20 protein-coding genes are annotated in these 24,556 nt (G+C 67.5%); 12 read left to right on the forward strand and 8 right to left on the reverse strand.

Translation table 11 applies throughout. The features are described from left to right. Positions 1 to 58 precede the first annotated feature (58 nt). Positions 59 to 547, reverse strand: coding sequence for a MarR family winged helix-turn-helix transcriptional regulator (locus DIE13_RS23385; RefSeq protein ID WP_124829492.1), 489 nt, complete (start codon positions 545 to 547; stop codon positions 59 to 61). 198 nt (positions 548 to 745) lie between these two features. On the opposite strand from DIE13_RS23385, the gene DIE13_RS23390 reads away from it, so the two are divergent. The 5 genes from DIE13_RS23390 (at position 746) to DIE13_RS23410 (ending at position 6,601) form a co-directional block, all read left to right on the forward strand. After that, a complete protein-coding gene (locus tag DIE13_RS23390; protein WP_124829493.1) occupies positions 746 to 1,825 on the forward strand; it encodes an aromatic ring-hydroxylating dioxygenase subunit alpha in 1,080 nt (359 codons plus the stop codon). Then, positions 1,822 to 2,787, forward strand: coding sequence for a PDR/VanB family oxidoreductase (locus tag DIE13_RS23395; RefSeq protein WP_124829494.1), 966 nt, complete (start codon positions 1,822 to 1,824; stop codon positions 2,785 to 2,787). Before DIE13_RS23390 ends, DIE13_RS23395 begins: the two co-directional genes overlap by 4 nt. Positions 2,788 to 2,835: 48 nt before the next feature. Then, complete coding sequence (locus DIE13_RS23400) at positions 2,836 to 3,897, forward strand: aromatic ring-hydroxylating dioxygenase subunit alpha (RefSeq protein ID WP_124829495.1); 1,062 nt, start codon at positions 2,836 to 2,838, stop codon at positions 3,895 to 3,897. Between the two features lie 157 nt (positions 3,898 to 4,054). Continuing rightward, positions 4,055 to 5,398, forward strand: coding sequence for an MFS transporter (locus DIE13_RS23405; protein WP_124829496.1), 1,344 nt, complete (start codon positions 4,055 to 4,057; stop codon positions 5,396 to 5,398). Between the two features lie 105 nt (positions 5,399 to 5,503). Then, positions 5,504 to 6,601 carry a porin gene (locus DIE13_RS23410; RefSeq protein ID WP_124829497.1) on the forward strand — a complete coding sequence of 366 codons (1,098 nt, stop codon included), beginning with the start codon at positions 5,504 to 5,506 and terminating at the stop codon, positions 6,599 to 6,601. Between the two features lie 20 nt (positions 6,602 to 6,621). On the opposite strand, the gene DIE13_RS23415 is transcribed toward DIE13_RS23410, so the two are convergent. Further along, entirely contained in the window at positions 6,622 to 7,068 is a 447-nt protein-coding gene (locus DIE13_RS23415; RefSeq protein WP_124829498.1) for a hypothetical protein, read from the reverse strand. A gap of 377 nt (positions 7,069 to 7,445) precedes the next feature. Between DIE13_RS23415 and DIE13_RS23420 the strand changes: the two genes are divergently transcribed. Next, positions 7,446 to 9,638 (forward strand): TonB-dependent siderophore receptor, encoded by a 2,193-nt coding sequence (locus DIE13_RS23420; protein ID WP_124829499.1) that lies wholly within the window; start codon positions 7,446 to 7,448, stop codon positions 9,636 to 9,638. Between the two features lie 82 nt (positions 9,639 to 9,720). On the opposite strand, the gene DIE13_RS23425 is transcribed toward DIE13_RS23420, so the two are convergent. The 5 genes from DIE13_RS23425 to DIE13_RS23445 form a co-directional block, all read right to left on the reverse strand. Continuing rightward, positions 9,721 to 11,010 (reverse strand): MFS transporter, encoded by a 1,290-nt coding sequence (locus tag DIE13_RS23425; protein ID WP_124829500.1) that lies wholly within the window; start codon positions 11,008 to 11,010, stop codon positions 9,721 to 9,723. Between the two features lie 110 nt (positions 11,011 to 11,120). Then, positions 11,121 to 12,155 carry a 3-dehydro-L-gulonate 2-dehydrogenase gene (gene yiaK / locus DIE13_RS23430; protein ID WP_124829501.1) on the reverse strand — a complete coding sequence of 345 codons (1,035 nt, stop codon included), beginning with the start codon at positions 12,153 to 12,155 and terminating at the stop codon, positions 11,121 to 11,123. A 168-nt stretch (positions 12,156 to 12,323) separates the two neighbouring features. Beyond that, complete coding sequence (locus DIE13_RS23435; protein ID WP_124829502.1) at positions 12,324 to 13,355, reverse strand: Zn-dependent oxidoreductase; 1,032 nt, start codon at positions 13,353 to 13,355, stop codon at positions 12,324 to 12,326. A gap of 29 nt (positions 13,356 to 13,384) precedes the next feature. Further along, positions 13,385 to 14,593, reverse strand: a complete 1,209-nt coding sequence (gene manD / locus DIE13_RS23440; RefSeq protein ID WP_124829503.1) for a D-mannonate dehydratase ManD — start codon at positions 14,591 to 14,593, stop codon at positions 13,385 to 13,387. Between the two features lie 21 nt (positions 14,594 to 14,614). Further along, positions 14,615 to 15,346: a GntR family transcriptional regulator gene (locus DIE13_RS23445; RefSeq protein ID WP_124829504.1), complete on the reverse strand. Its 732-nt coding sequence runs from the start codon at positions 15,344 to 15,346 to the stop codon at positions 14,615 to 14,617. Positions 15,347 to 15,504: 158 nt separating this feature from the next. On the opposite strand from DIE13_RS23445, the gene DIE13_RS23450 reads away from it, so the two are divergent. From DIE13_RS23450 to DIE13_RS23475, 6 genes are all read left to right on the forward strand, one after another. Beyond that, positions 15,505 to 16,968 (forward strand): mannitol dehydrogenase family protein, encoded by a 1,464-nt coding sequence (locus DIE13_RS23450; protein ID WP_124829505.1) that lies wholly within the window; start codon positions 15,505 to 15,507, stop codon positions 16,966 to 16,968. 134 nt (positions 16,969 to 17,102) lie between these two features. Then, complete coding sequence (locus DIE13_RS23455; RefSeq protein WP_124829506.1) at positions 17,103 to 18,386, forward strand: MFS transporter; 1,284 nt, start codon at positions 17,103 to 17,105, stop codon at positions 18,384 to 18,386. Positions 18,387 to 18,601: 215 nt separating this feature from the next. Then, positions 18,602 to 19,393 carry a transcriptional initiation protein Tat gene (locus DIE13_RS23460; RefSeq protein WP_124829507.1) on the forward strand — a complete coding sequence of 264 codons (792 nt, stop codon included), beginning with the start codon at positions 18,602 to 18,604 and terminating at the stop codon, positions 19,391 to 19,393. 8 nt (positions 19,394 to 19,401) lie between these two features. Beyond that, on the forward strand, positions 19,402 to 20,454 hold the full coding sequence (locus DIE13_RS23465) for a substrate-binding domain-containing protein (protein ID WP_124829508.1): 1,053 nt from the start codon (positions 19,402 to 19,404) through the stop codon (positions 20,452 to 20,454). A gap of 53 nt (positions 20,455 to 20,507) precedes the next feature. Continuing rightward, positions 20,508 to 21,191, forward strand: coding sequence for a c-type cytochrome (locus tag DIE13_RS23470; RefSeq protein ID WP_124829509.1), 684 nt, complete (start codon positions 20,508 to 20,510; stop codon positions 21,189 to 21,191). After that, positions 21,188 to 22,123, forward strand: coding sequence for a c-type cytochrome (locus DIE13_RS23475; protein ID WP_124829510.1), 936 nt, complete (start codon positions 21,188 to 21,190; stop codon positions 22,121 to 22,123). The genes DIE13_RS23470 and DIE13_RS23475 overlap by 4 nt, the downstream gene beginning before the upstream one ends. 31 nt (positions 22,124 to 22,154) lie before the next feature. On the opposite strand, the gene DIE13_RS23480 is transcribed toward DIE13_RS23475, so the two are convergent. Then, positions 22,155 to 24,077 (reverse strand): SMP-30/gluconolactonase/LRE family protein, encoded by a 1,923-nt coding sequence (locus tag DIE13_RS23480; protein ID WP_124829511.1) that lies wholly within the window; start codon positions 24,075 to 24,077, stop codon positions 22,155 to 22,157. Between the last annotated feature and the right edge of the window lie 479 nt (positions 24,078 to 24,556).

Raw genomic sequence — 24,556 nt, forward strand, 5'->3', positions numbered from 1 at the left:
GCCGCGCGCCCGCCGCCCCGCTTTTCGCCCCTGCGCCGTCGCGCGGAAAGCGGAAACGCTACGAGTCCTCGCCGACCCGCAGCGGCGCGCGGCTCTGCTCGTTGTTCAGATGCACGAACTTGCGCAACAGGCGCATCAGTTCCTCCGAATCGTCCTCGCCCATCCCGTCGAACAGGCCGGCACGCAACTCCTTCACCGACGGAATCAGGTGCGTGAGCAATTCCACGCCTGCCGGCGTCAACAGCAGCCGCCGCTGACGCCGCGGCAGCACCTCGCGCACGATCAGCCCTTTCGCTTCGAGCCGGACCGCCAGATCCGCCGTCGTCGACGTGTCGAGCGCCACCCGCTGCGCGAGCGTCACCTGGTCGAGCCCCGGACACTCGTAGAGCATCCGCAGGACCGCGTACTGCACCGGCGTCACGTCCCGGCCCAGCTTCTCGTAAAACATCGCGACAGCGATCTGGTGCGCGCGCCGGATCAGGTGCCCGGGCTCGTCGTACAGATCGAGCGGGAAGGTCGGCACGTCGGCGGGATTCGTTTTTTCCATGAATGAGCGATGACATAGGCGGCGCACGCCGGTTGCGTGCGCCAACGGCATGGCGCTGCCTCGCGCCATTTCCCGGGAAAACCAGTATACCGCCCGGCTTGCCCGCGCCAATCTCAATGAGTACACTGAATCTCATTCAGTACACGGAATGAACGGGCGCCGCGTATCGGCGGCACCGACCTGAAGGAGACGACGAACGTGTTTCTCAAGAACGCTTGGTATGTGGCGTGCACGCCCGACGAAATCGACGGCAAGCCGCTGGGCCGCAAGATCTGCAACGAATCGATGGTGTTTTACCGCGCGGCCGACGGCCAGGTGGCCGCGCTCGAGGACTTCTGTCCGCACCGCGGCGCCCCGCTGTCGCTCGGGTTCGTGCGCGACGGCGTGCTCGTATGCGGCTATCACGGGCTCGAAATGGGCTGCAACGGCAAGACGGCGGGCATGCCGGGCCAGCGCGTCGGCGGGTTTCCGCCGATTCGCAGCTTCCCGGTGGTGGAGCGCTACGGATTCATCTGGGTATGGCCCGGCGACGCGTCCGAAGCCGATCCCGCCAAACTGCCCACGCTGGCGTGGGCCGAGGATCCGGCCTGGGCGCACGGCGGCGGCCTGTATCACATCCGCTGCGACTACCGGCTGATGATCGACAACCTGATGGACCTCACGCACGAGACTTACGTGCACGCGACGAGCATCGGCCAGAAGGAAATCGACGAAGCACCGCCGAAGACAACCAGCCACGGCGACGAAGTCGTCACGAGCCGTTTCATGGAGAACGTGATGCCGCCGCCGTTCTGGCAGATGGCGCTGCGCGGCAACGGCCTCGCCGACGACGTGCCGGTCGACCGCTGGCAGATCTGCCGCTTCACGCCGCCGAGCCACGTGATGATCGAAGTCGGCGTCGCGCATGCCGGCCATGGCGGCTACGACGCGCCGGCCGAGTTGAAGGCGTCGTCGATCGTCGTCGACTTCATCACGCCCGAGACGGACACGTCGATCTGGTACTTCTGGGGGATGGCGCGCAACTTCCGGCCCGACGATCCCGCGCTGACCGCCGAGATCCGCGAAGGCCAGGGCAAGATCTTCGCGGAGGATCTCGAGATGCTCGAGCGCCAGCAACTCAACCTCGAGAAATGGCCGGATCGCGCGCTGCTGAAGCTCAACATCGACGCCGGCGGCGTGCTGTCGCGCAAGGTGATCGACCGGCTGCTCGCCGGCGAACGCGCAGCGAGCCCGCAGCGGCCGGTGATTCCGGTCACGCCGATGAAGGAGGCGTCATGAGCGCCGCGACGTTGACGGTCAGGGTCGCCCGCAAGTGGCAGGAAGCGCGCGACATCTGCGGGTTCGAATTCGTCAGCGACGACGGTTCGCCGCTGCCGCGCTTCGACGCGGGCGCCCATATCGACGTCCATTTGCCGGGCGGCCTCGTGCGCCAGTACTCGCTGTGCAATCACCCCGAACACGCCGACCGCTATCAGATCGCGGTGCTGCGCGATGCCGACGGCCGCGGCGGCTCGCGCGCCATTCACGATGAGGTCCGGCAAGGCGATACCGTGAAGATCGGGATGCCGCGCAACCATTTCCCGCTCGCGCCGAACGCGCCGCATCACCTGCTGCTCGCCGGCGGAATCGGCATCACGCCGATTCTGTGCATGGCGGAACGGCTGTTCTCGTCCGGCATCGCGTTCGACATGCATTACTGCGCACGCTCGACCGATCGCATGGCGTTCGTCGAACGGATCAACGCCGCCGGGTTCCACGATCGCGCCCGCTTCCACGTCGACGACGGCGATCCCGCGCAACGCTTCGACCTCGCCACCGTGCTCGCCGCGGCGCCGGACGGCACGCATCTGTACGTATGCGGCCCGCGCGGCTTCATGGATGCGGTACTGGCCGAAGCCCGCGCACGCGACTGGGCCGGCGAGCGGCTGCACTACGAATTCTTCGGCGGCGCAGTCGAGTCGTCCGACACCGATCGCGCGTTCCAGGTTCGCATCGCGAGCAGCGGCCAGGTGATCGACGTGCCGGCCGCATGCACCGTCGTCGCGGCACTGGCCGCAAACGGCGTCGACGTGTTGACGTCGTGCGAGCAAGGCGTATGCGGCACGTGCATGACGCGCGTGCTGCAAGGCGAGCCCGATCATCGCGACTCGTATCTGACCGACGACGAGAAGGCAGCCGGCGACCAGTTCATGCCGTGCTGCTCGCGATCCAGAACCGACATGCTGGTACTCGACCTGTAGACGGGCCGCGCGACGCGCGGCGGCACAACACGATATTGGAGACGATCGATGGAACAACACGCCGGATCACCGATCAACAGTACTCAATTCCCGGTCGACCGATGGTGGGTCGCGGCCCTTTCATCCGAACTGACGGACGCCCCCGTCGCACGCACGTTGCTCGGCCGCCCGGTGGTGCTGTTCCGGCTGCCGTCCGGCGAAATCGGCGCACTGGAGGATCGCTGCTGCCACAAGTCGCTGCCGCTGTCGTGCGGCTCGCTCGAACCGCGCGGCCTGCGCTGCGGCTATCACGGCCTGCTGTTCAACCGTGACGGCGCCTGTGTCGAGATTCCCGGCCAGGACCGGATTCCGGCAAAGGCATGCGTGTCGTCGTACCCGATGCGGGAGCAGGACGCCATTGTCTGGATCTGGATCGGCGCCGACCCGCACGCGCAACCCGCCTGCGCGCCGCCGCACTACGCGTTCCACGCGGATCCGCACTATCGCTTCGGCGGCGGCCGCTACCACTACGACGCGCCGTATCAGCTCATTCACGACAACCTGATGGACCTGAGCCATCTCGGCTATGTGCACCTGAAAACGATCGGCGGCAACGCGCCGCTGCACATGGGCGCGGACACCCGCGTCAGCAGCGACGGCGACACGGTGTCGCTGATCCGCCGGATGCCGGATTCCGAGCCGCCGCCAACCTACACGGCCGCATGGCCGTTCGCGGGCCGTGTCGATCGCTGGCAGGAAATCGAATTTCACGTGTCGCATATCCGGATCTGGACCGGCGCGATGGACGCCGGCACCGGCGACCTGCTCGATCCGTCGCGCGGCGGCTTCCACATGCGCGGCTTTCACGGCATCACACCCGAGACCGACGCGACGACGCACTACTTCTGGACCGTTGCGACCAATCCGAAACACGACGTCGAGCGTGTCGCGCAAACGGTCATCGAGCAGTCCGCCGCGACGTTCGACGAGGACAAGACCGTGATCGAAGCGCAATACCGGAACCAGTTGCGGTTTCCGGGAAGCCGGCAGATCGACATCCATGTGGACGCGGGCCCCAATCGCGCACGCCGCGTGATCGAGCGGCTGCTGCGTCAAACCGAACCCGCGTAAGCGTCGCACCGGCGCGCGCATCAGCGGGCAACGGCCGCGGGCGGCCTCAGGGACCGCGTCCGCCCACCCAACCCAACCACTTTCACCCGTTCAATACCGCCGGCTTCGATTCGATTCCATTTAATTAGTCATACTATTTTAATAAAGGGTCTTTGACATGAGTGCAAATATCCGCAATACGATTGACGTATCCCCGATGAGTGCGTTCCAGACGATGGCCGTGACGGCCTGTGTCGTACTGAACATGCTCGACGGCTTCGACGTGCTGGCCATCGCGTTTGCCGCGCCGCATCTGGCGGCCGAGTGGAAACTGAGCGGCAAGGAAATCGGCCTGCTGCTCAGTGCCGGCCTCGCCGGCATGGGCATCGGCTCGGTGCTGATCGCACCGCTCGCAGACCGCGTCGGCCGCCGCCGGATCATCCTGCTCTGCCTCGTCGTGATCTCGACCGGAATGCTCGCGTGCGCCGCCACGCACGACACGCTTCAGCTCGCCGTCGCACGTGCCTACACGGGGCTCGGCATCGGCGGGATGCTCGCGAGCCTGACCGTCATCAGCGGCGAATACGCATCGAACAAATGGCGCAGCGCCGCGATCGGCATGCAGTCGACCGGCTATGCGATCGGCGCCACCGCGGGCGGCGTCGTGGCCGGCTACCTGCTGTCGACGTGGGGATGGCGCAGCGTGTTTGCGTTCGGCGGCGTCCTGACCTTGCTGTCGATCCCGATGGTGCTCGCACTGCTGCCGGAATCGCTCGACTTCCTGCTCGCGAAACGCCCGGACGACGCGCTGCGGAAAATCAACCGCATCCTCGCCAGAATGAAGCGCGCACCGATCGACGTGCTGCCGGCCGCTGCCTTGTCCACCGACACCGGAGCGCCCGCGTCGAGCTGGACGGCGGTCCTGCGGCCGCCGCTCACGCGCCGCACGATCGCGCTGTGGATCGCGTTCTTTCTCGTGATGGGCAGCTTCTATTTCGTCGTGAGCTGGACGCCCAAGCTGCTGGTCCAGGCCGGGTTGTCGGCGTCGCAGGGCGTGACCGGCGGCGTGCTGCTCAATCTCGGCGGCATCGCGGGCGCGTCGCTGTTCAGCCTGCTGTCGACCCGCGTCGGCCTGCGCAACCTGCTCGGCGCCACGCTGCTGCTGGGCGGCGCACTGATGGTCGTGTTCGGCGCGAACACCGGCTCGCTCGGCATCGGGTTGACGGTCGGGGTATTTCTCGGCGCCGTCATCAACGCATGCGTGGCCGGCATGTATGCGCTGTCGCCAACGCCCTATCCCGCCGAAATCCGCACGACCGGCATCGGCCTCGCGGTCGGCATCGGCCGCCTCGGCGCGATTCTGTCGCCGATGACGGTCGGCGCGCTGCTGGACGACGGCTGGTCCGTGTCGCATCTCTATCTCGCATTCCTCGTGCCGATGGCCGGCGCGGCGATCGCCGTCGCCGTGGCCTGCGGGCCCGCCCGGGCGCTGCGCGGGCAGCGCGATCCGGCGATGTCGTAACGCACGACTGCTGCAGTTTCGCCGACACCCGTCGGCACCCTGGGTCGTCACCGGGCGACCCGATAAAAATAGATAAGTACATCTACACACTGTTTGGAGACAGCAATGAAAATGAAACTGGGCGTCGCATGCTCCACGGCGCTGACGCTGGCCCTGGCCGGCCCGGCTTGCGCGCAAAGCAGCGTCACGCTGTACGGGATCGTCGACACCGGCGTGTCCTACTACAACAATGCCGCACACGGCGGGTCGTTCACCGGGATGCCGACGCTGACCGGCGAAGTACCGTCGCGCTGGGGGCTGAGAGGCACGGAGGATCTCGGCGGCGGCTACCAGGCCTTCTTCGTGCTCGAGAACGGCTTCCAGCCCGGCACCGGCGCGCTGAACTACGGCGGACGCCTGTTCGGGCGGCAGGCAAACGTCGGCGTGAACAGTCCGTTCGGGACGCTGACCCTCGGCCGCCAGATGAACATGTCGATGATCGTGCTGACCAATGCCGACGTGATCGGCCCGTCGATTCACTCGATGGCGGATTTCGACTCGTACCTGCCGAATGCGCGCAGCGACAATGCGATCGGCTACAAGGGCACGTTCCACGGCGTAACGCTCGGCGCGACGTACAGCTTCGGGCGCGACGCGGCCGGGCCGGCAGGACCGTCGGCGACGGGCTGCGCGGGCCAGGTGGCGGGCGACATCGTCGCATGCCGCCAATACACGGCGATGATCGCGTATGACGCGAGCAATTTCGGACTTGCCGCGTCGCACGACGTGATGCGCGGCGGCGGCGGTGCACTCGCGCCGCTGAACAATCCGGCCTACACCGACACGCGCGACATCGTCGCCGGCTACGTGAAGATCGGCCCCGCGAAACTGGGCGCCGGCTGGATCCGCCGCAACCTCGCGGCGGCCGAACATCTGCAGGCCGACATCGTGTTTGCCGGCGGCACGTATTACGCGACGCCGTACCTCGCGCTCGACCTCCAGGGCGTGCGCTACCTGCAGCGCCGAGAAAGCGCCGACGGCGCCAACGCCACGTTGCTCGTGGGCCGCGCGAACTACTTCCTGTCGAAGCGGACGACCGTCTATACGTCGGTGGGCTACATGTTCAACAGCGCACTGGCCGCGAACGCGGTCGCCGCGGGCGGGACGGTCGGCACCGGGATGAATCAGCTCGGCGTGATGGCAGGCATCCAGCAGAAATTCTGAGCGCCGGCCACGGCGCTACGTCAATCGGCGAGCCGGCAATGCACGAGCTTCAGCCCCGGCAGCACCGGCGCGTCGATATAGCCTTCGTTTACGCAACTGAAGCGGAAATTCGCGGATGCCGTAAACGGCTTGATCTCGCCGCCGGGGAATTTCGGCTTCAGCCCATCCTGGTCGGCCACGTCGAAGTGCGTATCGAACTGCTCGCCGTCGGTCGTCAACGCACCGAAGTACGTGCCGCCCGGGTCGCTGCCCATCCGGATCACCGCGCCGACGAATGCGAGGCGCTTACCGTCGTATTTCGCCTTCGCGGTGCTCATGTCCTGCGTGTAGGCCTCGATCACGGTGCCGTAGTGCGCATCGATCGCAGGCTCGGCAGCCGGCGCGGCATGAACGGCCTGCTGAACGCCGGTCAGCATCGCACATGCCGCGAGCGCGGCCGCCGCAAACGGCACGGAAATCCTTTTCATGGGGTGGTCTCCCGTCAAACGTGGTGGTTGAAGTGATTGAAGGCGGCGCTGCGCCGGCTGCCCGACGCAGTGCGAAATGAACGCGCCGGCGTTGCTTCACCACCCGCGTGGTCGGCTGCGGTGCGCGGCGTCGCGCTGCACGCGACGTGACAGGTAGATGACATGGTGCGGCCCCCGGCTCTCATTGAATTTCACTGCTTCTGATTTTGGGCGCTACGGTAGCAAATGCCCGCCGGCCCGGCAATCGCGGCGCACAGTCCGGATCAGCATTATTACAATTGCAAATGATTATCATTACATATATCATGCGCACCCTGCCGCGGCGAAGCCGCTGCGGTCCGCGACCCGATTCTTAGCACTCCGTCACTCACCGATTCATGCCATCCCGTCGACCGCCCCGCCGCGCCCGGACCTCGCGTCCGTGGCGCACGAGCCTGCCTGCCCTGATCACCCTTTGCGTCGCAAGCGGCGCGCATGCGGCCGCCGACGATCGCGCGCCCGCCGACCCTGCCGCGGCAGCAGCGTCGCCCACGCCCGCATCACCGCCCACCGGGCGCGAACTGCCGGCGATCAGCGTCAGCGCGTCGGCGGCCGCGGACCCGACCGTCGGCTATCAGCCGCGCACCAGCAGCGTCGCCGGCGGCGGCGACCGGGCGATCAAGGACATTCCGCAATCGATCGCGGTGGTCAGCAGCAGCGTGATTCAGGACCAGCAGGCGCGCTCGCTCGACGACGTGCTCGGCAACATCAGCGGCGTCACGCAGACCAACACGCTCGGCGGCACGCGCGACGCGTTCATCAAGCGCGGCTTCGGTTCGAACAATGACGGGTCAGTGCTCGTCGACGGCGTGCGCACGCCGGTGTTGCACAGCTATCTGGCGACGATCGACCGCGTCGAAGTGCTGAAGGGCCCGGCTTCGCTGCTGTACGGGATGCAGGATCCGGGCGGCGTGATCAATCTCGTCACGCGCAAGCCGGAAGACGCGTTCGGCGGCTCGATCTCGGCATCGCGCACGAGCCATGGCGGCAGCAGCGCGCAGTTCGACCTGACGGGCCCGCTCGGCAAGCCGGGCCAGGTCGCGGGCGGCACGCTCGCGTTCCGGCTCACCGGCGAATACGACACGAGCCGCTACTGGCGCAGCTTCGGCCGCGAACGCGACGCGCTGATCGCGCCCGCGCTGTCGTGGCACGACGCGAACACGTCGATCGACGTCAGCTACCAGTACGTCGACTACACGACGCCGTTCGATCGCGGCACCGTGCTCGTGAACGGCCGCCCCGACGACGCACTGCGTTATCGCCGCTACGAGGAAGCGTGGGCGCAAAGCAGCGGGATCCAGGAAACGCTGCGCGCGCGCATCGAGCACCGCTTCTCCGACGCATGGCGCGTGCGCGCGACCTACGGCTGGGGCCGCGACCGCTACGATCAGTACATCACCCGGGCGACCGCGTTCAACAGCGCGACCGGCATGCTGTCGCGCTCGTCCGATGCGAACCTCGGGCGCAACGACTCCGACCAGATCGCGACGCTCGGCCTGCTCGGCAACCTGACGCTCGCGGGGATGAATCACGCGCTGTATGTGGGCGGTGAATACGAACGGCAGCGCAGCTTCCGCGGCGACACGATCCGCGGCACCGCGACGAAGGGGTTCGATCTCTACGATCCCGTCTACGGCCTGCTCGCGCCGGGCGGCACGCCGAGCACGAAGCAGAGCGATTCGCTTTCGAAAGGCCACACGTACTCGATGATCGTGCAGGACTCGGTGAAGCTCACCGACCGGCTGACCGCGGTCGCAGGGCTGCGCTGGGAAGACTGGCAGCAGGAATCGGGGATGGGCCGGCCGTTCGTGTTCGCCGACCGCTCGCACGGCAATGTGTGGCTGCCGCAGTTCGGGCTCGCGTATGCGCTCACACCGTCGCTGACCGCGTATGCGAACGTGAGCCGCTCGTTCAAGCCGAACGTTGCATCGAATGTCGCGTCGCCGCTCGCGCCGGAATTCGGCCGCGTGCTGGAAGCCGGCCTGAAGTTCAGCCTGAAGCCCGGTATCACCGGCACGCTCGCGGCTTACCAGATCGACAAGCGCAACGTCGCGGTCACGGTGGGCGATCTCACGTCGACGATCGGCACCGCGCGCTCGCGCGGGATCGAGCTCGACGTCGCCGGGCAGATCACGCGCCACCTGAGCCTGATCGGCAGCTATGCCTACACGAACGCGAACGACCGCGACAGCAACACGCCGCTCGTCAACGTCGCGCGCCACACCGGCAGCCTGTTCGCGGTGTACGACACGGCCATTGCGAACCTGCCCGGACGCTGGCGCTTCGGCGGCGGTGCGCGGCTCGTCGGCGCGCGGCCCGGCGACACCGCGAACAGCTTCACGCTGCCCGGCTACGTGACCGTCGACGCGTTCGCGGCGTACGAAACGACGATCGGCAAGTTTCCGACGCGCATCCAGCTCAACGTGAAGAACCTGCTCGACAAGACCTACTATCCGTCGAGCAACAGCAACCTGATCGTCGCGGTCGGCGAGCCGCGCCTCGTCACGCTGACGACGACGGTGTCGTTCTGACCATCCGGCACGCGGTGAAACGGCGCGGCGGATATCACGGAACCGCCGCGCGCCGCAACGGGCCGTGCCGCCCCCCGCGATGCTATTCCGCCGTGGCGGGACAGACCCGGTAGAACACGACGCTGCACAGCAACAGCGCGCCCGCCAGGATGGTCATGCCGATCCGCAGGCCCGCGTAGCCGATGATCATCGCGCCCAGGATGCCGGACAGGCTTCCGCATGCATTGATCAGCGCGAAGCCGGCTGCCGCGGCCGGCCCGGACAGCACGCGTCCGGGCAGCGTCCAGTAGATCGGCATCAGCGACAGAATGCCTGACGTCGCGACGGTCAGCATCACCAGCGCAAGCCAGAAGTTGTCGTGCGCCACCGTCGCCACGAACAGGCCGATCGCGGCCAGCGCGACGGGCACCACGCCGTGCCGGCGCAGCCGCCCGGAGCGCTCGGCGCGCCGCGCGTTCACGTACATGCAAAGCGCGGCGACGCCGAACGGGATGGCCGTCAGCAGCCCGACGTCCAGGCTGTTCGCGACGCCGGCGTCGTGAAACAGCGTCGGCATCCAGAAAGTGAGACCGTAGAACCCGGTGTTGAACAGGATCATCACGACGATCAGCGCATAGATCTTCGGCGAGCGGAACGCATCGGCCACGCGATGCGACTTGAAGGCCGCCTCCTTCGCGACGTTCGCCTCGATGATCTGCTTCTCGCGCGGGCTCAGCCAGTCCACGTCGGCCGGCTTGTTCCGCAGCAGCATCAGGATCACGACGCCCAGCACCACCGACGGCAGCCCTTCGAGCAGGAACAGCCACTGCCAGCCGTGGATGCCGGCCACGCCGTTCATCGTCTCCATGATCGCGCCGGAGAGCGGCGCCCCGAACACGACGGCGATCGGCAACGCCATCAGGAACAGCGAGTACATGCCGCTTTGACGCCGGGCCGGCAGCCACGTGTTCGTGTAGTACATCACGCCCGGGACGAAGCCGGCCTCGCACACGCCGAGCAGGAACCGCAGCGAGTAGAACGCCGCAGCGTTCCGCGAGAAGACCATCAGGATCGACACGATGCCCCAGGTGACCATGATCCGGGCGATCCATGCCCGCGCGCCGACCCGCCCCAGGATCAGGTTGCTCGGAATTTCGAACAGCATGTAGCCCCAGAAGAACACGCTCGCGCCGAGTGCGAACGACGCATTCGTCAGGCCGAAATCGGCCGCCATCTGCAACTTCGCGAAACCGATGTTGACGCGGTCCAGATAGGACATGATGAAACCGAGGAAGAACAGCGGGACGATCCTCAGTATCACCTTCCGGTACAACGCGTCTTCGTTCCGTGCCTCGATGCCTGCATCGGGCGCAAGCGCGACATCCGCCGTCATGATCAGTTCTCCAGATTAAAACATGCGTCTACGCAGCAATGGATCCGGTCGGCACGTTCGTTCCGGCAACGGCCGGCACGCGCCGATCCGGCGTGCCGGCCGCCTTCCCGTCAGGCATGCGGCGTCGCCCGCCGCTCCGCGAGCGCGAGCACGTCGGCCCAGATGCCGTCGTCGACGACGATGCCGTCGCGCCGCTGCTCGATCCGCGTGCGCAGCGCGCTCTGCCCCGGATAGAGCACCTCCCTGCTGTCTTCCGCGAGCTCGGACGTATTCACGTAGTCCGCCACGCCGTCGGCCACGTGGTTCGTGAATGCTTCGCCGCCGAGCTTGCGCGGGTCGATCACGATGAAGACCTGCGAGCAGCCCGTACAGCTTCCCTGCTGAATCGCATCGATCCCGTTCGTCGCGAGCCCTTCGGACAGCACCGCCGCGAGCACGTCGAGCATGATCGCGAAGCCCGAGCCCTTCCAGTAGCCCATCGGCAAGATGCGCATCGACGCTTCGATCGGGCCTGGCTCGGCGGTCAGCTTCCCGTCGCTGTCGAAGCCGGCGGGAAACGGCATGTTCTTGCCCTTGAGTCGGGTGGCCTGCAGCTTTCCGTACGAGTATTGCGACATCGCCATGTCGAGCACGATATGGCCCTGCGCGCGCGGCACCGCCATCACGAACGGGTTGTTGCCGACGCGCGTGTTCTTGCCGCCCCAGCCGGGCATGCACGCTTCGGTGTTGGTCCAGCAGATCGCGATGTAGCCGCGCTCGGCCGCGTACCAGCCATAGGTGCCGCCCCGCATCCAGTGGGTCGCGTTGCGCATCGCGACGATGCCGACGCCTTGCGCGTCGGCGATCTCGATCGCGCGGTCGGTCGCGGACAGCGCGTTGAGAATGCCGGGGCCGCGATGGCCGTCGCACACCTCGATCGCACCGAATTGCTTGACCCGCTCACGCGCGCCGTCGACGTTCACCCACCCCTTGTCGAGATAGTCGACGAAGCGCGCCACGCGATTGATGCCGTGCGAATTGACGCCGTCGCAGGTCGATTCGGTATGCACCCGCGCACAGATTTCGGCGTCGCGTTCGCGCATCCCCGCGTTCACGAGCGCCGCATGGATCGCGCGCTGCATTTCCTCGAAGGCAATCCGGGTCACGATGCATGTCTCCTGATGTTGGATATCGTTGTGTCCGATCCCGCTGCTGCTCTCGAATCGGCGCGCGGGATTCGCGCCGCTCCGGCTCGCCGGCGACGAGCGATCGCATCGTTCGGCCGACGCGGCGCGACACGCGCGACACGCCCCGGCCGTCGACACGAACCGGTATCAGCCGCCCGCGAAATCGAGCAGGATCTTGCAGCTTTCCGCGGGATTGCGCTCGGCCATCTCGAACGCGCGCGCGACGTCGCGAAAGCCCACCTTGTGCGTGACGATGTGCTCGGGTTCGATCAGCCCGCTACCGATCCAGTCGATCACCTGCGGGAACATCGCGCAATTGAGCCGCGATGCGGCCAGCGTCAGTTCCTTCTTCGTCAGCTCCGCCTGCACGATCGCCGACGGCTCCGACGAAAACCCGAGCACGCCGATCCGCCCTGCCGGCGCGGCGAGCCTCACGGCTTCCTCGAGAATCGACGGATGGCAGACCGCATCGAAGATCAGCGTCGGGCCGCCGTCGACGCCACGCCGTTCCAGCGCCTCCGGCAGCGACTCGACGCTGGTGTTGATGACCTCGTCCTGCGCCGCGCCGCACTTGCGCGCGAGCTGCAGCCGCGCATCGAGCCGGTCGGTGATGAACGCGCGAATGCCGTACACGCGCTTGAGCACCTGCAGGATCGTCAGCCCGACGGTGCCGGCGCCGTAGATCAGCGCGACGTCGCCCGGCAGCACGCCGGTGCGCGATGTCGCGTTCGCGGCCACCGCGAACGGCTCGACGATCGCCGCGCAGGTATCGGCGATCGCTTCCGGAATCCGGTGCGCATTGCCGGCCGGCACGCAGGTGTACTGGCTGAAGCCGCCGTCGCGATGCACGCCGAGCACGCTCAGGTGCCGGCACACGTTGCGCCGGCCGATCGTGCACGCGTGACAATGCCCGCAACTGATCACCGGATCGACCGCGACGGTTTCGCCAAGCCGCGCGGCGTCGACACCCGCGCCGACCGACTCGATCGTGCCGACGAATTCGTGGCCGATGATGCGCGGGTACGACACGAACGGATTCTTGCCGTGAAAGATATGCAGGTCCGACCCGCAGATGCCCGCGTAGCGCACCTTCACGCGCACTTCGCCGGCGGCGGGCGCGGGCAGCGGCACCTCGCGCACACTCATGCTGTTCGGACGATCGACAACGACGCTCAACATTTCGGTTCTCTCCTTCGGATCTTCGCCGCTCACCAGTTCCACATCGAACCGTCGCGCAACCGGGCGACCGGCAGGTACGCGCGCTCGTACGGATATTTCGCGGCCAGCGTCTCGTCGATGTCGACGCCGAGGCCCGGCACGTCGTCCATCACCAGATAGCCGTCCTCGAAGCGGTAGCTGTGCGGAAACACTTCATCGGTCAGCGGGCTGTGCGGCATCAGTTCCTGGATGCCGAAGTTCGGCGCCCACAGCCCGAAGTTCACGGCCGCGGCCATGCAGACGGGCGACAGGTCGGTCGCGCCGTGGAAACCCGTGCGCACCTGGTACATCGCCGCGTAGTCGGCAATCCGGCGCACGTGCGTGATGCCGCCCGCGTGCACGATGGTCGAGCGGATGTAGTCGATCAGCTGGTCGCGGATCAGGTCCTTGCAATCCCAGATCGAGTTGAACACCTCGCCGACCGCGAGCGGCGTCGTCGTGTGCTGGCGGATCAGCCGGAACGCGTCCTGGTTCTCCGCGGGCGTCGCATCCTCGAGCCAGAACAGCCGGTGCGGCTCGAGATCGCGGCCGAGGCGCGCGGCCTCGATCGGCGTGAGCCGGTGATGCGCGTCGTGCAGCAGGTGCGGCACATCGCCGACGGCGTCGCGCACCTTGCGGAACAGCTCCGGCGTGTGGCGCAGGTAGAGCGCGGTGTCCCACGGCTCCTCGGGCGGCAGCCCCTTCTCGGCCGGCTCGTACGCGCCGGCCGTCTTGCCGACGCCGTACACCTTGTCGAGCCCCGGCACGCCGGACTGCACGCGAATCGCGCGGTAGCCGGCCTCGATGTGCTCGCGCACCGCGTCGACCGCTTCTTCATGATCGCGCCCGTTCGCATGGCCGTAGACCATCAGGCCGTCGCGGCTCTTGCCGCCGAGCAACTGATGGACGGGCATGCCCGCCAGCTTGCCCTTGATGTCCCACAGCGCCATGTCGATCGCGGCGATCGCCGTCATCGTAACGGGTCCGCGCCGCCAGTACGCGCCGCGATACAGGTATTGCCAGATGTCTTCGATGTTGCGCGGGTCGCGGCCGACGAGGCACGGAAACACGTGGTCTTCCAGATAGGCACGCACCGCGAGCTCGCGCCCGTTGAGCGTCGCGTCGCCGAGGCCGTACACCCCTTCGTCGGTCACGATCTTCACCGTCACGAAGTTCCGGCCCGGACACGTGACGATGGTCTGCAAACGTTCGATTTTCACTGCGCTCCTCCAGCGGGCGTTTCAGTCGACAAAGTAATGCGGCGCGCGGCTTCGCACTTCCGGCAGATGCGAGCCGATCCGGTCGACGTGCATCGCGACCGACGCGCCGAGCAGCGCCATGTTGCGCGACGCGATGTGCGCAAGAATCTGCTCGTGCTCCTGCAGCGCGCGGCGCGCGTGATCCTCGACGCGATCGAGCAGCAGCCAGCGCACGCGGTCGAACTGGCGCTTCATCGGCTGCAGCATTTCCCACACGTGCGGCCGGCCCGCGAACGCGAACATTCGGCCGTGCATCGCTTCGTCGAGATCGAAGAACGCCTCGACGTCGCCGGCGGCCACGGCATCGCGTTGCGCATCGATGATCCGCGACAGCTCCGCGAGCTGCGCCGGCGTGATCTTCTGCGCGAGCTCGACGTGGTTCGCGCACTCGAGCGTGCTGCGCGCGAACCGCCCTTCCTCGAGGATCGACACAGGAATCGGCGCGACCAGCGTGCCGACCTTCCGGATGATCTGCACGAGCCGCTCGTCGGCGAGCTGCGCGAACGCCTCGCGCACCGGCGTGCGGCTGACCTTGATCGTCGTGGAGATCACCGCCTCCGACAGCGCGGTGCGCGGCGGCAGCGCGCCGCGCACGATCGCGTGGCGCAGCAGCGCATGCACCTGCTCCGTATACGACCGGCTCTCGTCCAGCGAGAACCCCTGCAACGCCGTGACGACGACGTCCTCTTCTTCCAGTGCTGCCGCTTCGCTCATGGTGGTGGCTTGATCCGACTCGATATCGATAACTACCATGGTACATAAGCAATCAGATTCGGGCGATTTAGCGTTTACACCGATAACTTCGCGGATTAACTCGAAATAACCTGCACGGACTTCACAATCTACCATGGTACAAACCCGTTCAGACCGTCATGCCATCCGCCCCCGATTTCCTGCGCACCGCGCCGCCCGGCACGCGCCGCCCCCGTTATGACCGGCACGCGGTCCGCACGGGCATCGTCCATATCGGCCTCGGCGCGTTTCATCGCGCGCACCAGGCACTCCATACGGAGACGGTGCTCGAACAGGGCGACCTGCGCTGGGGGATCGTGGGCGTCGAGCTGCGGCGGCGCCATACCGTCGACCTGCTCGCCGCGCAGGATCATCTGTACACGGTGACCGAGCGCGACGGCGACGGCGCGCGCACGCGCATCGTCGGTGCGGTGCACGGTGCGCTGTTCGCACCCGAATCGCTGCCCGCGCTGCTGGCGCTGATCGCCGATCCGGCCGTGTCGATCGTCAGCCTGACCGTGACGGAGAAGGGCTATTGCCGCCGTCCCGGCGGCGGTCTCGATCTCGACGACCCCGCGCTCAAGCAGGATCTCGCGGCGCACGACACGCCGCGCACCGCGCTCGGCGTGATCGCCGCCGGCCTGCGGCTGCGACCCGCGCATGCACCGCTGAGCATCGTCTGCTGCGACAACATGACGTCGAACGGCGACACGCTGCGCGCGCTGCTGATCGACTACGCGGAACACGTTGACGGCGCGCTCGCACGGCGCATCCGCGACGACGTCGCATTCCCGAACAGCATGGTCGACCGGATCGTGCCGGCCGCCACGCCCGATTCGCTCGACTGGGCGGAAACGCATCTCGGTGCGCGCGACGCGGCCGCGATCGTCTGCGAGCCGTTCTCGCAATGGGTAATCGAGGATCGCTTCGCCGGGCCGCGCCCGCGCTGGGAAGACGCCGGCGCGCACCTCGTCGCCGACGTGCGGCCGTACGAAACGATGAAGCTGCGGCTGCTGAACGGCTCGCATTCGGCGATCGCGTATGCCGGGCAGTTGCGCGGACGCGCGACCGTGTCCGATGCGATGGCCGATCCGGGCATCGCGGCGCTCGTCGACGGCGTGATGACGCGCGACCTGCTGGCGACCGTCGACGTGCCGCCGGGTTACGACGCGCGCGGCTATTGCGCGACGCTCGTGCAGCGCTTTCGCAATCCGATGCTCGCGCATCGCACCGAACAGATCGCGATGGACGGCACGCAGAAGGTGCCGCTGCGCTGGCTGCCCGCACTCGGCGAAAGCGTCGCGGCCGGCATCGAGCGGCCGTATCTGGAGCGCGCGCTGGCGCTCTGGCTGCACTACGTCGCCACCGCGCGCGACGAAGCGGGCCGCGCGCTCACGATCAGCGATCCGGGCGCGGGCGCGCTCGGCGCGACGCTGTCGGCGGCCGGCGATGCCGGCGGCGCGGTCCGGGCCGCGCTCGGCAGCGCCGCGCTCGCCGGTGACGTCGCGTGGCCCGACGCGCTGATCGCCCGCGTCGGTACGCATCTGGCGACGCTGCGCACGCACGGCACCGACGCGCTGCTCGCGCCGCTGTACGCGCGCTGAACGACCGCCCGCCCGGTTCGCCGCCGCCGCGCGAACCGCGCAATGCCCTTGCCCGCCGACGTCGTTGCCGACGCGGCGGACGATCGACGAGACACGAACATGATGGCCGGCCCACCGGCACGAAGGAGACGGAGATGAAGCAGAAGTCGCAGGCGTGGTTCACGGTGTTCCTGCTGTTCATGGTGTACGGCATCAACTATCTCGACCGGGTGGCGCTGTCGATCGTCGCGCCGATCGTGCAGACCGATCTCGGCATCAATGCCGTGCAGATGGGCCTCGTGTTCAGCACGTTCTTCATCGGCTATGCGCTGTTCAACTTCATCGGCGGGCTCGCGTCCGACCGGCTCGGGCCAAAGCTCGTGTACGTGCTGTCGGTCGGGCTGTGGTCGGTGTTCTGCGGAATGACCGCGCTGACCGTCGGCTTCGTGAGCCTGCTGATCGTGCGGCTGCTGTTCGGGATGGCCGAAGGGCCGCTGTGCTCGGCCGCGAACAAGATGGTCAACAACTGGCTGCCGCGCGACGCCGCCGCAACCGCGATGGGGCTGCTCAGCGCCGGCTCGCCGCTCGGCGGCGCGATCGCCGGCCCGATCGTCGGTCTGCTGGCGGCACAGTTCGGCTGGCGGCCCGCGTTCTGGATCGTCTGCGCCATCGGGCTCGCGTGGGTCGTCGTGTGGATGATGTCGACGTCGGACCGTCCGGCCACGCCGGTCAACACGGCACCGGGCGCGCCCGCCGTGGCGTCCGCCCACGCGTCGTCGGCGTCCGGCGCGGCGACCCCGGCACACACGCTGTCGCACTACGTGCGCCAGCCGCGCATCCTCGCGACGGCCGCCGCGTTCTTCAGCTACAACTATGTGCTGTTCTTCTTCCTGAGCTGGTTCCCGAGCTACCTCGTGCGCGCCCACCACCTGAACATCAAGGAGATGAGCGTGGCCACCGTCGTGCCCTGGCTCGTCGGCACGGTCGGCCTCGCATGCGGCGGCGCAATCTCGGATGCGCTCTACCGGCTCACCGGCAACCTGCTGCTGTCGCGCCGGATCGTGCTCGTCACCTGCCTGCTCGGCGCGGGGGCGTGCGTGGCCGTCGCGGGCGCCGTGCAGTCGACGCAGGGCGCGGTCGCGCTGATGTCCGTGTCGCTGTTCTTCCTGTACGTGACCGGCGCGATCTACTGGGCGATCGTGCAGGACGTCGTGCATCCGGCCCGCGTCGGCGGCGTGAGCGGTTTCCTGCATTGCATGGGCAGCCTGTCGGGCGTGATCGGGCCGGCCGTGACGGGCTTCATCGTCGATCGCAGCGGCTCGTTCGCGTCCGCGTTCGTGCTGGCCGGCGCGATCGCACTCGCGGGCGCGGTGCTGGCCGGTGTGTTCGTGCGCAACACGCGGCCGTCGGAAGTGCTGCGCGAGCACACCGCACACTGACGCCGTGCCGTTGTCCCGCTCAGCGCGAAGCCGCATTTGCCGGCGTCGCGCCGCGCGGTCGTTTCAGCCAATCATCGGACCCTCGAATAGCTCCCATCCGATATCGCGATTTCCGTTATCGGTCGCGCGCCTCTAGACTGGCAACGCAATGGCACGCTCCGCCTCGGCACGGCGAAGCGGCACGCCCCCAACAAAAACGATATCGGGAGAGCTCCATGTCCGACCGGCATGCGCGCCGCGACGCGCTCAAGACCCTCGGCCTCGCGGCCGGCTCCGCGCTGCTCGGCGCATCGCGCGTCGCGCAGGCGGCGACGCCCGAACCCGGCGCGCTGCTGCCCGGCGGGGCGACGCACCTCGCCGACCTCACGCGCCGCCTTGCGGCCGCGCCGCGACGGCGCGACTTCAAGACGGTGCCGATGATTCTCGAACGGCCCGATCAGTGGGATCACGCCGCGCTCACCGAGGTGATCGGCTATCGCGGCGGCCCGAAGCAGGTATGGGACAACACCGAGCTCGGCGGCCCGTGGCTGAACCTGATGCGCAACGCGCTGAATGCGCAGATCTGGTCGTTCCGCCACCCGGACTTCCTTGTCGTGTCGGCCACGCACGGCACCGCGCATCTCGCGCTGTTCGACCAGACGGCGTGGGACAAATACGGTCTCGCGAAATTCGCCGGCGCCGCATTCGCGACCAACACGCTGCTCGCCGCGAAGCCCGCGCAAGCCAGGGACGCCGACGATCACGAGCTGGCCGACGGCGCGTTCTCGTCGCACGACAACAGCATCGCGGCGCTGCTGCAGCGCGGCGTCGTGTTCCTGTCGTGCCACAACGCCATCTGGGAACTCGCGGAACGGCTCGACGGCGCGAACGCGAATCCGGACAAGCTGCCGCTCGACGCCCTCGCGGCCGACCTGACCAATCACGTGATTCCGTCCGCCATCGTCACGCCGGGCGCGGTCGGCACGCTGCCCGAGCTGCAGCAGGCCGGTTTCACCTACGCGAAGTGAGGTGCGCGATGGCATCGATCCCCATGCATTCCCCGTCGCGACGCCGCTGGCGCGCCGCGCTGCATGTCGCGCTCGCCACGCTCTGCGGCACGTCGGCGGTATCGCTCGCCGCACCGGCCGCCACGACCGCCAGCGTCTTTCCGCCGTGGCAGGACGGTCGCAACAACGACGCGACGCAACGCGGCCTCGAATTCACCGTGCCGCAAGTCGACGTGCTCGCCGACTTCCACGGCGACCTCACCGCGCCGAAGCTCGTGCTGTACGTCGGCGGCAACTATTTCTTCGCGATGGCGCCGCTCGTCGCGAAGTTCGAGGCGGATCATCCCGAATACCGAGGCCGCATCTACTGGGAAACGATCCCGCCGGGCCTGCTCGCGAAGCAGATGCAGGCCGGCGGTACGATCACCGTCGGCAACATGACATGGACGGTGAAGCCCGACGCGTATTTCGCGGGGCTCGGCAAGGTCGACGCGCTGATCGCGAACGGCACGCTCGAAGGCCCGGCCGTGCCGTACGTGACGAACCGGCTGACGATCATGGTGCGCGCCGGCAATCCGAAGCACATCGCGTCGCTGAACGATCTCGCGCGGCCCGACGTGAAGCTCGCGATGCCGAACCCGGAATTCGAAGGCGTCGCGCGGCAGATTCGCGCGTCGCTCGTGAAGGCCGGCGGCGATGCGCTCGCGCGCACCGTCTACGACGACAAGGTGCGCGACGGCACGACCGAACTCACGCACATCCATCATCGCGAAACCGCGCTGTTCCTGATGCAGGGCCGTGCGGACGCCGGCGTGCTGTGGCAGTCGGAAGCCGCGTTCCAGGAACAGGTCGGGCATCCGCTGATGCACATCGACATTCCATCCGCGCACAATACGACGGCGATCTACGCGGGGGCGATGGTCAGGAACGCGCCGCACCGGGAAGCCGCGCGTGCGTGGCTCGCGTTCATCCGGTCGCCGGACGCGTTCCGGATCTTCGAGCGCTACGGCTTCGGCCGCTACGACGCGAGCGCGCCGACGCCGCATCCCGCACCGCAGCAGGTCCGGCCCGGCGCGGGCTGACGCACCGCGGCACGACTGCGTGCACAACAAGACAGACAACAAGGAGGGGACACGTGAACGATTCGCTCGACACACCGCGACGCCGGTTCGCGCCGCTGCTGCTCGCCACCGCGGCGCTGCTGGCCGGCCGCGCCTACGCGGACGACGCGACGCTCGGCAAGACGCTCGCGACCCAGGGCACGGCCACGGGCGTGGCCGCATGCATCGGTTGCCACGGCGCGCAGGGCGAAGGCAATGCGGCCGCAGGCTTTCCTCGGCTCGCCGGCACGAATGCCGCGTACCTGTCCGCGCAACTGGCCGCGTTCGCTGACGGCAGCCGCCAGAATCCCGTGATGCAGCCGCTCGCGAAACTGCTGTCGGCGCACGAGCGCGAGGCGGTCTCCGCGTATTTCGCGAGCCTGCCCGCGCCGGCCGCGATCGCAGCCGGCACCGCATCGATCGATCCGGCGAACGCCGGCGCATGGCTCGCGACGCGCGGACGCTGGTCGGACGGCCTGCCCGCGTGCGCGCAATGCCACGGCGCGGGCGGCCTCGGCGTGGGCACCGCGTTTCCGCCGCTCGTCGGCCAGCCGGCTGCCTACATCGCCGGCCAGTTGAATGCGTGGAAGCACGGCACGCGCGCCCCCGGGCCGATGGCGCTGATGCCGATGATCGCCGGCAAGCTGTCCGATGCCGATATCGACGCGGTGGCCGCCTACTATGCGCGCGGCGGCGCCACGAACGGAGACAAGCAATGATCGACCGCACGAAGCTGATCCGCCGCGCCCGCGCCGCGCTGCTCGGCGCGGCCTGGATGCCCGCGCTCGCATGCGCGGCCGCACCGCAGGACACGCCGGCCGCGGCATCCGCACCGGCGGCCGCCCTGCCCGCTGCCACGGCGAAGCCGTTCACGCCGCCCGCCGAATCCGCGCTTCCCGCCGACGACTTCGGCAAGACCGTGAAGCTCGGCGAACAGATCTTCCTCCACACGCCCGAATACGCGGGCAAGTACGTCGGCAACAAGCTGACCTGCGCGAGCTGCCACCTCGACGCGGGCCGCCGTCCCGATTCGAGCCCGATGTGGGCCGCGTACCTGCTGTATCCGGCCTACCGCAGCAAGAACGGGCACGTGAACACGTTCGCCGAACGCCTGCAGGGGTGCTTTCGCTACAGCATGAACGGCAAGGCGCCGCCGGCCGGCGATCCGGTCCTCGTCGCGCTCGAAACCTATTCGTACTGGCTCGCGAAAGGCGCGCCGGTCGGCACGAAACTGCCGGGACAGGGCTTCCCGAAACTGCCGCCGCCCGCGCAGAAGGCCGATTACGCGCGCGGCGCCGCCGTCTACTCGCAGCACTGCGCGCTGTGTCACGGCGCGGACGGCCAGGGGCAATCGAGCGGCGGCCAGCCGGCGTTCCCGCCGCTGTGGGGCGCGCGCTCGTTCAACTGGGGAGCGGGGATGGGCGACATCCGCAACGCCGCCGGCTTCATCAAGGCCAACATGCCGCTCGGGCTCGGCGGCACGCTGACCGATCAGCAGGCGTGGGACGTCGCGACCTTCATGGACAGCCACGAGCGCCCGCAGGACCCGCGCTTCACCGGCTCGGTGCAGGACACCCGCGCGAAGTTCCACGACACACCCGACTCGATGTACGGACGCGAGGTGAACGGCCGCGTGCTCGGCGCGCCGTGACGTGCGCGGCGCGGCGCGCGTGGTCGCGGGTTCACGGATGCCAGCGATACACGACGATGCTCGACCCGTTGTAGTTGTCCTTCGTGATCACGTACTCGCCGGTCGAGCGCAGGTACGCACGGACGCCGTACATCGAGTCGACGTCGTTGCCGACGTCCATCGCCGACGTGTTCGAGTTCGTCAGCGTCGTGACGAGGTTGCCGGTGTTCAGGTCGTAGACGTCGATGTTCGGCACCGTGTGCACGTAGCCGACGAACAGGTAGTGGCCGGCTGCCGCGATCGACTTCGGGTTCGCGCTCGTCAGGTTGATCACCGGGTTCGGCGCGCTCATGTTGCCGCCCTTCCAGCCGTGATAGACCTCGATGTGCCCGTCCATCGCGGTCCAGTCCCAGCTGCCCGAGATGCCCTGCGCGAGAATCATCGTGTCGCTGTCGACCTGGTAGATGATCCGCGTGAGCGGCAGCACGGTGCGCGGAATCTGGATCTGCGTCGGCTTGCCCCATGACGGCTTGCCGGTGGCATCGAAGCCGGTCATCGGATAGTGCGAGATGTTGTTGGTGCGGTCGAGCCCGGCCCACACGTCGCCGTTGTCGTCGATCGAGAAACCGGCCGTCACCTGCAGATTCGTGTTGAACGGCTTGCCCGGGATCGAGCCGTCCGGAATCGCGATGTAGCCGCTCGCGCTGTTGAAGTGATAGAAGTTGAAGTTGCCCGGATTCTGGCCCGACGCGACGAGGATCCGGTTGCCGCCCACCATCGCGAGCTGGCCGAAATGCTGGCCGCGCTGATAGTCGTTCATGTCGAGGCGCGGGTCCTTCGGATAGGTGAACGGATCGACCGTGTTCGCGACGAACGTACCGCCTGCCGTACCCGTATAGATGTTGTTGCCGCTGTAGAACAACGTGCCGTCGGTGACGGGATCGGGCGTGGCGATCGCCTCGAAGTTCAGCGCCTGCAGCTTCCATTGCAGCACGCCCGTCGGGCTGTACGAATGCAGGTCGGTGCTGCCGTTGCGACCGAGATCCCAGCCGCCGCCCCACGCGTTGTTCAGCACGTACAGGTTGCCGGCCGCATCCTTGCCGATGCCCGCGACACGCGTGAAGCGCTTGTCGCCCACCTGCCCCTTGATGCCCGAAGCGGTGTCGAGATAGCCGCCCTGCACGCCGAACGTGCCGACCTGCGTTGGCTGGCCGGCGAGCGTGTATATCTTGATGTTCATGTCGGGCCCTTCGTCGCCCACCAGCAGTTGCCCGTTCGGCGCATCGAAGTACAGCGACGCCGGCCGCGCGCCGGTGGCCATCTGGATCGTGCTCATCGCCGTGCCGGTCGGGTTGAACTGCGCGACCGCACCGGCGCTCTTGCGCGCGACCCACAGGTTGCCCGACGCGTCGAGCGCCAGTGCGCCGGGCCCCGCCACGCCGATGTCGCGCTGCCACACGCCGTCGGTCGTATAGACGCGCACGCGGTTGCCGTAGAAGTCGCTCACGTACAGCAGGTTGCCGCCCGTCGCGAGGCCGGTGATCACGTCCGCGTACTGGATGCCCGTCCACGTGCTGACCGGAATGCGCAGGTCGCGCTGGTTCGTGCCGCGGTTGTAGCGCCCCACCGAGCCGCTGCCGAACGTGCGGTTGTAGCCGAGCGCGACGAACAACGACGTAGCGTTGCCCGTGATCGCGCCGCCCTGGAATTCGTCGTGGATGCCGATCGTGCCGAGAGTCTGCCCGTTCTGGTAGATCGCCACGCCGCCCGCGTTCTCGTCCCAGCGCGACGCCGTGTAGATCACGCCCTCGGGCGCGACCCACAGCGAGCGCGCGCCGTTGCCGACGTGCGTGCTCAGCGTGCCGAACGTGTTGGCGAGCCAGTCCGTCGAATACGACGTCTGCGCGTGACTCACCGACGCCAGCATGGCAATGCATATTCCGGGCAATACCGCGCGGATTCGTTTCACTAACATGAATGATGCTCCCGGACGATTGTTTCTCGACACTGTAATTCGACGCATATGAAACATTGGTGATTTCTTAAAAATCCAGATCAATCCCGCCGCGAATTAACTGTTACGTTCCTTTACCGCGCAATCTGATTTCACCGATGCAGTGCAAGACCGGGAATAACACTGCTACGCGCCGTCAGACAGCAGGTCCGGAGCCTGCACTTCCCGGAATTTTCTTCCGGATCATTCAATGCGGGCGCGTCATTTTTTCTGATACATACGCATTGCTTTTTCATTGCCGGCAAATCGACTCGATGATTACAAATCGAAATTGGAATGAAAGAGGAAAAATAATGTCCGGCGCATTCGGCGTTGCGCGTCCCAATGCGCGCGACGCGTGCCGGGTGACTGCGGAAATCGTGAAGAGGTGAAGCGATGCGATGCGTCGCGCGAGGCAATGGCCGACGAGGAGGGTGCCGTGTACGCGGCGAGCGAAGAGA

Source organism: Burkholderia sp. Bp9016 (genome assembly GCF_003857765.1).
GTDB lineage: Bacteria > Pseudomonadota > Gammaproteobacteria > Burkholderiales > Burkholderiaceae > Burkholderia.

What these genes read in the sequence shown, in the direction of transcription:
- DIE13_RS23385 (WP_124829492.1), bottom strand. Translation starts at nt 547, where the DNA reads ATGGAAAAAACGAATCCCGCCGACGTGCCGACCTTCCCGCTCGATCTG.
- DIE13_RS23395 (WP_124829494.1), top strand. Translation starts at nt 1,822, where the DNA reads ATGAGCGCCGCGACGTTGACGGTCAGGGTCGCCCGCAAGTGGCAGGAA.
- DIE13_RS23400 (WP_124829495.1), top strand. Translation starts at nt 2,836, where the DNA reads ATGGAACAACACGCCGGATCACCGATCAACAGTACTCAATTCCCGGTC.
- DIE13_RS23405 (WP_124829496.1), top strand. Translation starts at nt 4,055, where the DNA reads ATGAGTGCAAATATCCGCAATACGATTGACGTATCCCCGATGAGTGCG.
- DIE13_RS23410 (WP_124829497.1), top strand. Translation starts at nt 5,504, where the DNA reads ATGAAAATGAAACTGGGCGTCGCATGCTCCACGGCGCTGACGCTGGCC.
- DIE13_RS23415 (WP_124829498.1), bottom strand. Translation starts at nt 7,068, where the DNA reads ATGAAAAGGATTTCCGTGCCGTTTGCGGCGGCCGCGCTCGCGGCATGT.
- DIE13_RS23420 (WP_124829499.1), top strand. Translation starts at nt 7,446, where the DNA reads ATGCCATCCCGTCGACCGCCCCGCCGCGCCCGGACCTCGCGTCCGTGG.
- DIE13_RS23425 (WP_124829500.1), bottom strand. Translation starts at nt 11,010, where the DNA reads ATGACGGCGGATGTCGCGCTTGCGCCCGATGCAGGCATCGAGGCACGG.
- DIE13_RS23435 (WP_124829502.1), bottom strand. Translation starts at nt 13,355, where the DNA reads ATGTTGAGCGTCGTTGTCGATCGTCCGAACAGCATGAGTGTGCGCGAG.
- DIE13_RS23445 (WP_124829504.1), bottom strand. Translation starts at nt 15,346, where the DNA reads ATGAGCGAAGCGGCAGCACTGGAAGAAGAGGACGTCGTCGTCACGGCG.
- DIE13_RS23450 (WP_124829505.1), top strand. Translation starts at nt 15,505, where the DNA reads ATGCCATCCGCCCCCGATTTCCTGCGCACCGCGCCGCCCGGCACGCGC.
- DIE13_RS23455 (WP_124829506.1), top strand. Translation starts at nt 17,103, where the DNA reads ATGAAGCAGAAGTCGCAGGCGTGGTTCACGGTGTTCCTGCTGTTCATG.
- DIE13_RS23460 (WP_124829507.1), top strand. Translation starts at nt 18,602, where the DNA reads ATGTCCGACCGGCATGCGCGCCGCGACGCGCTCAAGACCCTCGGCCTC.
- DIE13_RS23465 (WP_124829508.1), top strand. Translation starts at nt 19,402, where the DNA reads ATGGCATCGATCCCCATGCATTCCCCGTCGCGACGCCGCTGGCGCGCC.
- DIE13_RS23475 (WP_124829510.1), top strand. Translation starts at nt 21,188, where the DNA reads ATGATCGACCGCACGAAGCTGATCCGCCGCGCCCGCGCCGCGCTGCTC.
- DIE13_RS23480 (WP_124829511.1), bottom strand. Translation starts at nt 24,077, where the DNA reads ATGTTAGTGAAACGAATCCGCGCGGTATTGCCCGGAATATGCATTGCC.